Below are 12,735 nucleotides of genomic sequence, written 5' to 3'. Positions count from 1 at the left end.
ACGCACCGTCGTGACGAAACACGTAATCGACACCCCGGCTACCAGGGCGGAAGCACTCGCCTCCGCCGCGAAGCGCGCCGTAAGACACCTGCGCCTCCGGTTTCGTTTCGGCGCGCACGTGCGCACCTCCAGCCGCAACGATACAGAACACTTGCTCGCTTCACCGGCCAATGCGGCGCGGCTGCGCGCTGCATTGCTGAACTCGCGTGCGGGCGAGGGGACGATCATGACGGTGGAGGATCTCCGCAGGCGAGCGGGCCTTGGCTAAACGGAAAAGGCCCAAGACAGAGTTGGATTCAGGTGCCGCTGTGGGACGATCCCAGCGGCACCTGCTCGTTCAGCCCCAGTTCTGGGAGGATCTTCACTACTGGGAGCAGGAGGATTCGAGGGTAGCCGACCGCCTGATGCGGCTCGTCGAGGAGACCCGCCGCGACCCGTTTCAGGGTATCGGGAAACCGGAGCCGCTGAGACGCGAGTTCGCGGGCGTCTGGTCCCGCCGGCTTACCGACGAGCACCGCTTCGTCTACAGGGTTGTTGAAGGCGCGCTCGTTTGCCTCCAGGGACGCTACCATTACAAATGAGGCGACCCGAACGAGTTGGAATAGCCGTATGGCCCTCGTTATTGAAACTCCCCCGCCTCCGGAGCCAGCGCTTCGTCCAGCACGGCCATGATCGCTTCGCTGGCGAAGCCGCGGCGGGCGAGGAAGCCGTAGAGGCGGCGGCGGGAGGCCTGCGGGTCCTCGCCGGGGCGGGGACGCCAGCGGGCGGCGGCCTGGCGCGCGAGGTCGGCGTCGGTGGTGTTCTCGCGCTCCATCACGTCCTCGATGGCGGCCTGCGCCATCTCGCCGTCGACGCCCCTGGCGCGCAGCTCCTGGGCGAGGATGCGCTTCCCCTTGGGGCGCAGGCGGACGCGGTCGCGCACGAACATCTCGGCGAAGGAGGAGTCGTCCACCACTCCGGTCTCGCCCAGCCGTTCGACGACGCCGTCGGTGACCTCGGGGGCGTAGCCTTTTTCGCGCAGACGACGGCGAAGCTCGGCGGCGGTGCGCGGGCGGAAGGCGAGGAGGTGCAGCGCCGCCTCTCGCGCCTTCCACGTCTGGTCGCGCGCCTCCAGCTCCAGGATGCGCGCTTCCGGCATCTCGTCGCCCACGCGCAGCCCCTCGGCCAGCACGATCTCCGCGGCGAGCGCCAGGCGGAAGGCGCCATCCACGTGCACGTTGAGCCGCTCGGCGTGGTTCTTTTGAGGCTGAATCGCGGTGATCTTCACGAGGTCGTGGATGGGTGAGCGTGGCCGGGCGCGCGGCCCGTTTCGGCCGTAGAACCGTGGATTTTCCCTGCATCAGGTACCCCGGCCAGCCGCGTGCGTGCCCAGCGGCAACCTTGTTGCGCACCCAGGGCAGGGTTATCGTTTGGCCTCACCCCCGAGGAGATCGACCCGTTGGCCGCAACCGCGCAGACCGCCGCACCGGCGCTGGACGTACGCGCCCTCCGCGAGCGGGAGTTCCCCACCGCCACGCGCGCGCCGTACCTCAACGCCGCCGCCGTGGCGCCCCTTCCAGAGCGCGCCGTCCGCGCCATCGACGCGTTCAACCGTCGCCGCGCGTCCGCGCACGACCTGACGGGCGACGACTTCGAGCCGACGCTCACCCGCGCGCGCGAGGCCGCCGCGCGCCTCGTCGGCGCCGATGCGGACGAGATCGCCCTCCTCCCCAACACGAGCTACGGGATCAACCTGGCCGCGCACGTGCTGCCGCTGCGGCCGGGGCAGCGCGTGGTGGTGAGCGACCGCGAGTTCCCGGCCAACGTGTACCCGTGGATGCAGCTTGCGCGCAACGCGGGTGTCACGCTCGACCTCGTCCCCGCCGACGAGTTCGGACGGCCGGACGAGGCGCGCATCCTGGCGGAGCTGGAGCGCGGCGGCGTCGGCATCTTTGCGCTCTCTTCCGTGCAGTTTGCGTCCGGGTACAACGCCGTGCTGGAGCGCTTCGGGAGCGTGTGCCGCGAGCAGGGGATCTTCTTCGTGGTGGACGCGATCCAGTCGCTCGGCCAGGTGCCGGTGGACGTGCGCGCCGCCAACGTCGACGTCCTGGCGACCGGCGGGCACAAGTGGCTGTGCAGCCCCTTCGGCACCGGCTTCGCCTACGTGCGTCGCGAGCTGGTCACGCAGCTGGAGCCGCCTGTGGTGGGGTGGACGGCGATCGCGGGGACGCTCGATTACAGCCGCCTCCTCGATTACCGCTACAAGTTCTGGGACACGGCACGCCGCTTCGAGGTGGCGACGCTCCCCTTCCAGGACATCGCGGGGATGACGGAGTCGCTCACGCTTCTCCACGACATCGGTCCCGAGAACATCCGGCGGCACGTGCTGGAGCTGCTCGACCCGCTGGTGGAGTGGCTCCGCTCGACGGGCGCGGCGGAGATCGTCAGCGACCTGCGTCCCGAGCACCGCAGCGGGATCTTCTGCTTCCGTCCCCCGGACGCGGAGCGCGCGTTCCGGGCGCTGGGGCGCGCGGGCGTGAACTGCGTCCTGCGCGAGGGCGCCATCCGGATCTCGCCACACCTCTACAACACTGATGACGACATCGCCGTGGTGATGGACGTCCTTTCCCGTCCGGAGACCTGGTGAGGAGCGCCGTGGACGAGACGACCGCGCTGGTGGAGGCGGTGCGCGAGGAGTTCGCGCCCGACCCCCGTACCGCCGTCTTCGAGGTTTCGGTGGAGGTGGATGGCGACGCCGTCGCGCTGGTGGGCGTCACCTCCGAGGCAAACGCGGCGGACGAGCTGCGGCTGCGCATCGCGGGGCTCACCGGGTGGCGCGAGGTGCGCGACGAGGTGCAGCGCCTTCCGGACACGGGTCCGGAGGAGATGGTGCACGCGCTCGTCACCTCCGCCGTGGCGCCGATGCTCTCCGGCCCCGCCGTTCGCGAGACGCAGATCTCGCAGACGGTGCTGGGGAACCGGCTGGTGGTGCTGCGCAGCGTCGGCCGCTGGCTCCAGTGCCGCGCGTACGACGGCTACATCGGCTGGATCCACGCGGGGTACCTGGCGCTCCAGCACGAGCACGAAGCCCGCTCCTGGGAGGTCGGCGGCGCGGGTGAGCCGTGGATCTCGCTCGGCTCCGAGGTCATCGGGCACGACGGGGAGCGCATCATCTTCCTCCCCTGGGGCGCGCGCGTGATCCGCGAGCCGGATGGCCTGGTGCGCCTCCCCGACGGCCGCATCGGCACGCCCCACGGAGACATCTTCCCCGCGGCGCTGCGTCCCATGTCCTTTCCCGGGGTCGGCGAGGCGATGTGCGAGACGGCGTCGCGCTGGCTCGGCGCGCCGTACCTGTGGGGCGGGGTGACGATGGGTGGCGTGGACTGCTCCGGCTACGTGCAGGCGATCCACCGTCTCCACGGCACCACCATCCCCCGCGACTCGGACCAGCAGTCGCGCAGCGGCGTCGAGATCGATCCCGGCGAGGACTTCTCGCGGCTCAAGGCCGGCGACCTCCTCTTCTTCGCGGAGGACTCTGGCGGCCGCGTGACGCACGTCACCATGTCCACGGGCGGCTCGCGCATCATCCACTCGTCGCTGGGCAACGGCGGCGTCGCGCGCAACGACATGATGGGCCGCCGCAACTACGAGCGCGAGCTGCGCCGCATCTTCGTGTGCGCGCGGCGGATGATCTAACAGCGGCCTCACAAAGAGACACAGAGGGCACGGCGAGAGGAACGGAAAGGGTTTCTCTGCGCCTTGCAGTCAACTCTGTGCCCTCCGTGTGAGACGCAGTTCAGCTGTCAGCGGCGGAACTGCGCGAGGCGAGCGCCGATGCGGTTCTCGGCCTCCTTGGCGAGGGCGGTGCGGGGGACGCCGTTGGTGATGATGCTGAAGGCCAGGCGCTCGCCGTCGGCGGCCGTTACGTAGCCGGAGAGGGCGGAGACGGTGGCGAGGGTGCCCGTTTTCGCGCGGAGATTGCCGGCGGCGGCGGTGCCGTACATCCGGCGCAGCCCCGCCTCGCTCCCCGCGACCGGGAGGGAGGCGCGGAACACGGGGGCCTCAGGGGAGCGCGCCATCGCGGCCAGCAGCGCGACGACCGTGCGGGCGCTCACGCGGTCCAGCCGCGAGAGGCCGGAGCCGTCCAGCATCCGCGGCGGATCGGTGTGGGAAAGCATGCGGGCGACGGCGCGCTCGCCGGCCTCGAAGGAGCCCTCGCCGCCGGCCACGCGGCCGACCGTCCGCAGCGCTTCGTCGGCGAAGAGGTTGTGGCTGACGTGGTTGGTCACGCGCACCACGTCGCGCAGCGCGGGCGAGCAGTAGGTGGCGAGGACGTGCGCGCCCGCCGCGGGCCCCCGAGCGTGGAAGCCTGCACGCGAGAGCGCGGGCTCGCGAACCGTCCTCACGCCGCCGCGCACCCTAATCCCGGCGCGGGCGAGTGCCGTGCGGAATCGCTCGCCGGCCACGCGCACCGGCTCGTCCACCGGGCGGCCGCCGGCGAGGTTCTCGACGGTCACGAGTGCGGAGACCGGCGCACCGAACCAGCTCACGAGGTCCTCGGCGGTCCACCCCTGGCCGCGCAGGCGCGGGTCGAAGAAGGAGCCATCCGCCACCACGCCGCCGGACACCTCGCGCACGCCGCGTGCGCGGAGCGAGTCCGCGAGAGCATCGAGGGCGCGCGAGGTGCCGGGGAAGCGCCTACTCCCCAGCGTGGGATCGCCGGTGCCGAACAGGACGAGGTCGCCCGCCAGAACGCCGCCGCGCACCTCCCCCTCCGCCAGGAGGTAGGTGGTCCAGCGGAACTCCGGCCCCAGGTAGTGGAGCGCCGCCGCGGTGCTGAACAGCTTCAGCGTGGAGGCGGGGGTGAGCCGCGCGTCCGCGTTCCGGGCGAAGAGCGTGTCGCCGCGGTCCAGCGACACCACCAGGACGCCGTGGCTCGCGCCCCCCATGCCGGAACCGCGCAGGATGGCGCGCAGGTCGCGCTCCAGCTCGGCCACTCGGGACGAGGCCGCGCCCGGGGAGCCGGCGGCGGAAAGCTGCGCGTGGACGGGGACGCCGCCGGCGAGTGCCGCGGCGAGGGTGAGTACGGCCAGGATCGACTTCATCGTAAAAACACCAGGACAGCGTTGGCGCGCGCGGGGGCTCAGGTGCTGGTGGACCAGCGCATGATGGTCACCTGCAACAGGAGGTACCCCACGATGATCCCCAGCGCTGCCGCCATCGCAACCGTGCCCAGCAGCCGGGCTCGGGCCTTCCACGGATTTCTCGCCACGCCGCGTCTGCCTCTTCGCTCGGAATGGATGCACGCCGAACCCTCCCCGGCCGCGGCCCCGCTGTGCGAATGGCGTGCCGCGCGGGCGTTGAGCGGTGGGCACCGGGCGCCTATCTTCGGGACGTTGCACCCTTCCTCCCCTCGCGCGCAAGGCTGGCTCGGATGATCGTGGGCCTCGGGATGGACCTGGTGAGCGTGGAGCGCGTGTGGACGATGATCCAGCGGCGCCCCGAGCGCGCCCTGCGCCGCCTCTTCTCCGCCGCGGAGGCGCGCCGCTGCGCCGGGAGCCGCCACCCGGCCGAGTCGTACGCCGCGCGCTTCGCCGCCAAGGAGGCGTTCTTCAAGGCGCTCGGCACCGGCGTGGGCCGCGGCGGCGAGTGGACGGACGTGGAGGTCGTCTCCCTCCCCTCCGGCGCGCCCACCCTGCGCCTCTCCGGCCGTGCCGCCGATGCCGCAACAGCACGTGGCGCCGTCCTCATCCACCTCACCATGACCCACTCCGAAGACACCGCCGGCGCCGTCGTGATCCTCGAAGCGTAGCTGGGAAAAGCCTCACACAGAGGCCACAGAGGGAACTACAAGGCGCAGAGAAAACCTCCTGCTGTTCTTGTGGTGCCCTCTGTGTCTCTGTGTGTGGCCGTTGTTTCTCGTCGTTGACAGCGGGGCCGGTGCGTGGTCAATTCGGGCTGCCGGAACAACCTTTCTTTTTCGACCACGGGCCGTTGAACGCTGCTCTGCTGTACGCCCTCGCCGCGGCGGGGGCGAATCTCGCCGGGGGGCTCCTGATCACCGCGGCGCGCCCGCGCAGCGCGGAGGCGCAGCGGATGCTGATCGCCTTCGGGGGCGGCTTCATGCTGGCCACCGTCTGCGTGGGGATGCTCCCCGAGGCGCTGGAGGCGCGCGGCGCCCCCCTCGCGGTGCTCGTCGGCTACCTGCTGGTGCACCTCACGCAGCACGTCGTCACGCCGCACTTCCACTTCGGCGAGGAAACGCACCACCACGAGATGGTGGGGCGCTGGGTGGGGATCACGGCGCTGGTGGGACTCCTCCTGCACACCTTTTTCGACGGCGTCGCCATCGCCAGCGCATTCGGCGTGGGCGCGTGGCTGGGGCTGCTCGTCTTCGTCGCCATCCTCCTGCACAAGATTCCGGAGGGGATCACCGTCGCCTCCATCATGCTCGCCAGCGGCAACTCGCGGCGGCGCGCGATCGGCGCGGTGGCGCTCCTGGGGGTGTCGACGGTGCTGGGCGTGTTGCTGACGCGCTACATCGCCGTGCTTGCCGAGCACGGGCTGGCGCTGAGCGCGGGCGTGACGCTGTACGTGGCCGCCTCCAACCTGATCCCCGAGGTCCAAAAGGGGCGGAGCTGGCCGCTGGCGCTGGCGGTGTTCGGCGGGGCGGGGCTCTACCTGCTGGCCTCTCACCTCGTGCACGGGATCGTCCATTGAGCGACTCACTGGACATGTTCGGTGCGCCCGAGGCGCCGAAGGAGCGCCCCCGTCCCGCCACGCCCGCCGCCGACGCGCCGCTCGCGGAGCGCATGAGGCCGCGCACATTGGACGAGATCGTGGGCCAGCCGCACCTCGCCGGGCCCGACGGCACCCTGCGCAAGCTGCTGGAGACCGGCTACCTCCCCAACCTCATCCTCCACGGCCCCCCCGGGAGCGGCAAGACGACGCTGGCGCGCGTGATCGCGGGTGACGCGGACTCCACCTTCGTCCCCTTCAACGCCGTCAGCGAGGGCGTGCCGCGGCTGCGCGACGTGGTGAAGGAAGCCACGGCGCGGAAGAAGGCAGGGGACGGCACGCTCCTCTTCGTCGACGAAATCCATCGCCTCAACAAGGGGCAGCAGGACTTTCTTCTCCCCTCGCTGGAGAGCGGACTGGTGACGCTGGTGGGCGCCACCACCGAGCACCCCGCGTTCGAGATCAACCCCGCGCTCCTTTCGCGCTCGCAGGTCCTCGTCCTCCGCTCGCTGAGCGACGACGACGTCCGCGACGTCCTGCGCCGCGCGCTGGCCGATGCGGAGCGCGGACTTGGCGGCAGCGTGGCGCTCGACACGGACGCCGAGGACCTCATCATCCACACCTCCGGCGGCGATGCGCGGCAGGCGCTGAACGGGCTGGAAACGGCCGCGCGTCTGGTGCGCGGCACGGGCACGGTGACGGCCGAGGTGGCGCGAGAGGCGCTCCAGCAGCGCACGGCGCGCTACGACGCCACCCTCGCTTACGAGATGCTCAGCGCCTTCCACAAGTCGCTGCGCTCGTCCTCGGGCTCGGGGGCGCTGTACTGGGCGATGCGGATGCTCAACGGCGGCGAGGATCCGCGCACCCTCTTCCGCCGCCTGGTGGCCGCGGCGTACGAGGACGTCGGCCTGGCCGATCCGCAGGCCGGGATCGTCGCGACGCAGGCGCTGATGGCGTTCGAGCGGATGGGGCTCCCGGAGGGTCTCCTCCCGCTCTCGAACGCGATCCTGTACGTCGCCAACGCGCCGAAGTCGAACCGCGCCTACGTCGCGCTCCACGCCGCTACGGACGCTGCCAGGGAGCACCCGGACGCCCCCGTCCCGCTCCACCTGCGCAACGCGACCACGAAGCTGATGCGCGACTGGGGCTACGCCGAGGGCTACAAGTACGCCCACGACTTCGAGGGCGGCTACACCCCGCAGCAGTGCCTGCCGGACGAGATCGCGGGGGTGCGCTTCTACGAGCCCTCGGATCGCGGCTACGAGGCCAAGATCGCCGCGCGCATGCGGGAGCGCGGCGGCATCGAGTGAGCGCTGGGCAAATGTGCGCGCTGCGTTTCCGCCTCGGCTCGCATGTCTCGCGGCGCCCGGCTTCGGCGTGACGGCGCCTCTCGCCCTCCTGCTGCGCCTCGACGCGCGCCGCCTGGCGGACGCCATCCGCAGGCCGCGCATGGGCGTGTGGGCCGGGTTCGCGCTCCCGGCGGCGCTGGTGGTCGGCGGCGTCTGGCTCGCGGGCGACGCGCTCCGCCCGACCGTATCGACCGGCGATGGGCAGATCCTTTTGGGGCTCCTCGTCTCGGCTCCCATCGCCTTCCAGGCATACCCGATCCTCTTCCGCCCGGAAGACGACTCGCTCCTGCGCCGCCTGGGCATCCCGCCCGCGGCGCTCTTTGCGCACCGTGCGCTCCGGCTGCTGCTGGCCGCACTTGCGGTGATGGGTCTCTTCCTCCTCCCGTTCATCCGCACCGTGCAGCCAATCGGCGCGCCGCTCGCGATGCTGGCGGCAGGCGCGCTGGTGGCGTGGGCGTCGTCGCTCGCCACCACCTCCGGCGCCGCCGTGCGGATGGCGGAAGGGAAGCGGAGTGCGATCCGCGGGCTGCTGGGGCCGGATGCGGGGCTGAGCGCCGCCGCGTCGCTGGTGTGGGCGCCGCTCCCGCCGCTGGTTGCGGGCGCGCTGGCGGCCCGCGTGGCGCTCGGCCCGAACGTACCGGTCCGAATGGGCGTGATCGCGCTCCTCGTGGTGCTCTGGGTGGCGCTCGGAGCCCGCCGCTTCGCACGTGCCCTGCCGCGCTTCGCCCCGCTCTCGGGCGAGCTCGCCTACGCGCCGCCGCCGACGAACGATGCATCGGAGCTGGTGATCGGGCGCGGGCTCCCGGCGCTCCTGCCGCGAGGGGCGGGCGCCGTGCGGGCGCGCGACGCCGTGGTGGTGAGCCTCCGATTTCGGTGGGCGGGGCGCCTGGCCGCGCCGGTGGGGATCATCGCCGCCCTCGCCCTCCTCCGCGCCGGTGGGGACCCGGAGGTGAGGCGCTGGGTGGCCGCAGCGTGCAGCGGCGTGCTGGTGATGCAGTCCGTCGCCCTCATCGCGCTGGGCCGCGCCGAGCGCACCCGCCTCCGCTGGATCGACCGCGCCCTTGGCCTGCGCACCGCGGACCGGCTGCTGGGGCGCTGGGCGGTGGGGTTCGGCCTGTCGATGGGCGTGGTGATCCCCGTCGCCTTCGTCTGGAGCTTCGCCGTGGACACCTCGCCCGCGTGGCCGTGGGTCGCGGGCGCGGCGGTCGGTGCGCTGGCGGCGGCGGGTGCGTCGTTGGCGGCGGCGGGCAGGTGATGCGCCCGGTGTGCGGGGCGGGCGGCGAGCGGGGGAGGGCACGGGCAGACACGCAGGTCTGCCCCTACCGGTGACGGTGCGGTGGGCAGCGGTCGGGGAAGGCGAGGGGTGGGCGCGATGAATCGCGCCCCTACAGATCCGTGCAGCGCGGGCAGATGCGTGCGTACCCTCCCCCAGGTTGTTTTGGGGGAGGGGCACCGAGGAACGAGCGGGGAGGGGGCCTCCAATGCCGCCCCCCGCGCCACCCATACATCCGTGACCACCACTCCGCTCCCGCTCGTCGTCGAGTCCCTGCGCAAGGCCTACCGCAGGCGCCCTATCTTGGACGGCGTCTCTTTCGTGCTGCGGCCGGGCGAGGCCGTGGCGCTGCTGGGCGCGAACGGGGCGGGGAAGAGCACCCTCCTCGGCTGCATCACCGGGGACCGGCTGCCGGACGGCGGAACGGTGCGCATCTGCGGCGCGGACCCGTTTTCGGACCCCGTGCGCGCGGCGCGGTGTATGGGCGTGGTCCCCGAGCACCCGTTCCTGTACGGCGAGCTCACGGTGGCGGAGATGCTCCGCTTCGTGGCCGCCGCCCGCGGGATGGACGATGCGGAGGCGGAAACGGCGCGGCTCGTGGAGCTGCTCGGCCTCACGGGTGCCGAAGGGACGCTGTGCCGCGAGCTGTCGCAGGGGATGGGGCGCAAGACGGCGATCATCGCCGCGCTCCTCCACGGGCCTCGGGTTCTACTGCTCGACGAGGCGCTCAACGGCCTCGACCGCACCTCGGCGGAGCGGCTGGTGGGGGAGCTGGATGCGCGCCGCCGCGCCGGAGCGGCCGTCCTCGTCTCCAGCCACGACCTTGAGTTTGTGGCGGAGTGGTGCGGGCGCGGGCTTCTGCTCCAGGGAGGGAAGCCGGTGAAGGCGCTCGACGGTGACGAATGGGCTGCGTGGCGGCGGGCACCTTCGCTGCATGGAACATCCCGATAAACAGGAGAGGATATGAAGATTCGTACTGTGTGGACATCGCTCGCGCTCGTGCTGCTGGTGGCGCTTTCGGCTTGCACGGCGGGCTTCCGCCAGCCACGCGTGGAGCTGGAGGGGATTCAGCTCGGCAGCCTGGGGCTGGGAGGCGGAACGGTGCTGGTGAACGTTCGCATCGAGAACCCCAACCCGGTCGGCTTCCGCGCGGACAGCCTCGAGTACGAGCTGTTCCTGCGCAACCCGGACGCGCAGGGCGACAGCGCGTGGACGCGCTTCGCGCAGGGCGTTCACACGGAGCGGTTCACCATCGGCGCCAACGACACGGAGACGGTGCAGATCCCGGTGGAGTTCTCCTTCAGCCAGCTCGGAAGCGCCGGGCAGCAGCTCCTCCGCCGCGGCAGCTTCCAGTACCGCGCGGTGGGCAACGTGAACGTGCGCACTTCCTTCGGCGGGCGGCAGGTGCCGTTCCGTAAGACGGGAACCTTTACGCTCTCCGGCGGCGTGCGATGACGCTGGTGCGGCTGCAGGACGCGGGGAAGCAGTTCGGCGACCGATGGGTCCTGCGCAACGTGTCGTTCACCGTCGCGCAGGGTGAGCGCTGGGGGATCGTGGGGCGGAACGGGGTGGGGAAGACCACCCTGTTCCGCATGATGACGGGCGACCACGACGCCACCGAGGGTGAGATCTGGCGCCACCCGGGGCTGCGCTTCACCCTGATGCGCCAGAACCGAGGCGAGCAGAGCGACGCCAACATCCACGAAGCGGCGATGGCCCCCTTCGCTGAGCTGGTGGCGATGGAGCGCCGCCTCCACGACGACATGGAGCGCCTCGCCGGGCTCCCGTCAGGGTCCGCCGAGGCCGACCGGCTCCTGCAGTCGTACGACCGCCACATGGACGAGTTCAGGCGCCGCGGCGGCTACGAGATGCGCGCCCGCGCCGACGCCACGCTCGAGGGTCTCGGCTTTCCGCAGGACACGTGGCCCAAGCCCGTCCGCGCCCTGAGCGGCGGCGAGCTGGGGCGGCTGCGCCTGGTGCAGACCCTCCTGGCCGAGCCCGACGTCCTGCTCCTGGACGAGCCCACCAACCACCTGGACCTGCGCTCCACCGAGTGGCTGGAGGAGTACCTGCGCGCCTACCCGGGCACGGTGCTCGTCGTCTCGCACGACCGCGTCTTCCTGGAGCGGCTCGCGGATCACATCCTCCACCTGGAAGAGGGAACGGCGTACGCCTACACGGGCAACTTCGACGCCTTCCTCACCCAGCGCGAGGAGCGGCGGATGGTGCAGCAGAAGCAGTTCGAGCGGCAGCAGGCGCAGATCGCCCGCACCGAAGACTTCATCCGCCGCAACCTGGCGGGGCAGAAGACGAAGCAGGCCAAGAGCCGCCGCACCCTCCTCTCCCGCATGGACCGCGTATCCGCGGTTTCGGGCGACGAGCGCGCGATGGCCCTCAGCTTCGGCGAGACCTCGCGCAGTGGCGGCACGGTGATGCGGATGGACGGCGTGCAGTGCGCGTACGGGGACCGCGTCCTCTTCGCCCCCTTCTCGGGCGAGGTGTCGCGGACGGAGCGCATCGCCGTCATCGGCCCCAACGGGTGCGGCAAGTCGACGCTGATGAGGGTGCTGGCGGGCGTCGCGCAACCCGCGCGGGGCTCGGTGGTGCTGGGCGCGGGGGTGCGCACCGGCTACTACCGCCAGGACTTCACCCACCTGAACCCCGACCACAAGATTCGCGAGGAGGTGGCCCTCGTCGCGCCGCGCATCACCACGCAGGAGCTGCGCAGCCACCTGGGCCGCTTCCTCTTCAGCGGTGACGACGCCGAGTCGCGCGTGGGCGACCTTTCCGGCGGTGAGCAGGCGCGCGTCGCGCTCGCCAAGATCACGCTGGAGCGCGCCAACCTCCTCCTGCTGGACGAGCCCACGAACCACCTGGACCTGGAAAGCCGCGAAGCGCTGGAGGAGTCGCTGGAGGACTTCGACGGCACCGTCATCCTGATCTCCCACGACCGCGCCTTCCTCTCCGCCACGGCGACGCGCGTCTGGGGCTTCCACGACGGCCGTATCGAGGACTTCGCCGGCGGCTACGACGAATGGACGGAGCACGTGAAGCGCCGCGCCGATGCCGCGCCCGCCACCCGCGCCGCCGCGTCGTCCGCCGCCGCCTCCGCGCCCGCACGAGTCGCAACCGGCCTCTCCAAGAACGAGCAGCGCCGCCGAGAGCGCGAAATGGAGCGCCTCGAAGCCGACATCGCCAAGCTGGAGACGCGCATCGCCGAGATCGAAGCCGCCCTCGGCGACTCCGCGCTCTACGCCCCCGGCAGCGACCCCGAGCGCGCCCGCAAGCTCACCGCCGAGCTCGGCACCGCCCAATCCAGCCTCGCCGCCGCCTACGAATCGTGGGAGCGGATGGGGGAGGAGCTGGCGGGGGTGTAGCCGTCGTGGGCGGGCTGGC

General features: G+C 71.8%; 13 protein-coding genes. 10 read left to right on the top strand and 3 right to left on the bottom strand.

What is annotated here, in order from left to right; all coding sequences use genetic code 11:
* Positions 1–260: 260 nt before the first annotated feature.
* Positions 261–581 (top strand): Txe/YoeB family addiction module toxin, encoded by a 321-nt coding sequence (locus VF584_17830; GenBank protein HEX8212040.1) that lies wholly within the window; start codon positions 261–263, stop codon positions 579–581.
* 38 nt (positions 582–619) lie between these two features.
* Here VF584_17830 and VF584_17825 read toward each other — a convergent pair whose 3' ends face one another.
* On the bottom strand, positions 620–1,267 hold the full coding sequence (locus VF584_17825; protein HEX8212039.1) for a regulatory protein RecX: 648 nt from the start codon (positions 1,265–1,267) through the stop codon (positions 620–622).
* Between the two features lie 171 nt (positions 1,268–1,438).
* Between VF584_17825 and VF584_17820 the strand changes: the two genes are divergently transcribed.
* Together VF584_17820 and VF584_17815 are read left to right on the top strand one after the other, a co-directional pair.
* Entirely contained in the window at positions 1,439–2,626 is a 1,188-nt protein-coding gene (locus VF584_17820) for an aminotransferase class V-fold PLP-dependent enzyme (protein ID HEX8212038.1), read from the top strand.
* On the top strand, positions 2,623–3,675 hold the full coding sequence (locus VF584_17815; GenBank protein ID HEX8212037.1) for a C40 family peptidase: 1,053 nt from the start codon (positions 2,623–2,625) through the stop codon (positions 3,673–3,675). The genes VF584_17820 and VF584_17815 overlap by 4 nt, the downstream gene beginning before the upstream one ends.
* Positions 3,676–3,782: 107 nt before the next feature.
* Here VF584_17815 and dacB read toward each other — a convergent pair whose 3' ends face one another.
* Both dacB and VF584_17805 read right to left on the bottom strand, forming a co-directional pair.
* On the bottom strand, positions 3,783–5,084 hold the full coding sequence (gene dacB / locus VF584_17810) for a D-alanyl-D-alanine carboxypeptidase/D-alanyl-D-alanine-endopeptidase (protein HEX8212036.1): 1,302 nt from the start codon (positions 5,082–5,084) through the stop codon (positions 3,783–3,785).
* 38 nt (positions 5,085–5,122) lie between these two features.
* Positions 5,123–5,251 (bottom strand): hypothetical protein, encoded by a 129-nt coding sequence (locus VF584_17805; protein HEX8212035.1) that lies wholly within the window; start codon positions 5,249–5,251, stop codon positions 5,123–5,125.
* Positions 5,252–5,413: 162 nt separating this feature from the next.
* On the opposite strand from VF584_17805, the gene acpS reads away from it, so the two are divergent.
* The 7 genes from acpS (at position 5,414) to VF584_17770 (ending at position 12,716) form a co-directional block, all read left to right on the top strand.
* Positions 5,414–5,791, top strand: coding sequence for a holo-ACP synthase (gene acpS, locus VF584_17800; GenBank protein ID HEX8212034.1), 378 nt, complete (start codon positions 5,414–5,416; stop codon positions 5,789–5,791).
* A 182-nt stretch (positions 5,792–5,973) separates the two neighbouring features.
* The gene (locus tag VF584_17795; protein HEX8212033.1) at positions 5,974–6,699 is read left to right on the top strand and encodes a ZIP family metal transporter; all 726 of its coding nucleotides are present in this window, start codon (positions 5,974–5,976) and stop codon (positions 6,697–6,699) included.
* Positions 6,696–8,027, top strand: coding sequence for a replication-associated recombination protein A (locus VF584_17790; protein HEX8212032.1), 1,332 nt, complete (start codon positions 6,696–6,698; stop codon positions 8,025–8,027). The genes VF584_17795 and VF584_17790 overlap by 4 nt, the downstream gene beginning before the upstream one ends.
* A 67-nt stretch (positions 8,028–8,094) precedes the next feature.
* Positions 8,095–9,321 carry a hypothetical protein gene (locus VF584_17785; protein HEX8212031.1) on the top strand — a complete coding sequence of 409 codons (1,227 nt, stop codon included), beginning with the start codon at positions 8,095–8,097 and terminating at the stop codon, positions 9,319–9,321.
* A gap of 255 nt (positions 9,322–9,576) precedes the next feature.
* Complete coding sequence (locus tag VF584_17780) at positions 9,577–10,290, top strand: ABC transporter ATP-binding protein (GenBank protein HEX8212030.1); 714 nt, start codon at positions 9,577–9,579, stop codon at positions 10,288–10,290.
* 12 nt (positions 10,291–10,302) lie between these two features.
* On the top strand, positions 10,303–10,794 hold the full coding sequence (locus tag VF584_17775) for an LEA type 2 family protein (GenBank protein HEX8212029.1): 492 nt from the start codon (positions 10,303–10,305) through the stop codon (positions 10,792–10,794).
* A complete protein-coding gene (locus tag VF584_17770; protein HEX8212028.1) occupies positions 10,791–12,716 on the top strand; it encodes an ABC-F family ATP-binding cassette domain-containing protein in 1,926 nt (641 codons plus the stop codon). The genes VF584_17775 and VF584_17770 overlap by 4 nt, the downstream gene beginning before the upstream one ends.
* Positions 12,717–12,735 lie beyond the last annotated feature (19 nt).

Origin of the sequence: Longimicrobium sp. (assembly GCA_036389135.1) — a bacterium.
Lineage (GTDB): Bacteria > Gemmatimonadota > Gemmatimonadetes > Longimicrobiales > Longimicrobiaceae > Longimicrobium.
This window is presented reverse-complemented; position numbering and strand designations above follow the sequence as displayed.

Coding starts and splice junctions, on each gene's coding strand:
- dacB (HEX8212036.1), bottom strand. CDS start 5,084: ATGAAGTCGATCCTGGCCGTACTCACCCTCGCCGCGGCACTCGCCGGC.
- acpS (HEX8212034.1), top strand. CDS start 5,414: ATGATCGTGGGCCTCGGGATGGACCTGGTGAGCGTGGAGCGCGTGTGG.
- VF584_17775 (HEX8212029.1), top strand. CDS start 10,303: ATGAAGATTCGTACTGTGTGGACATCGCTCGCGCTCGTGCTGCTGGTG.
- VF584_17770 (HEX8212028.1), top strand. CDS start 10,791: ATGACGCTGGTGCGGCTGCAGGACGCGGGGAAGCAGTTCGGCGACCGA.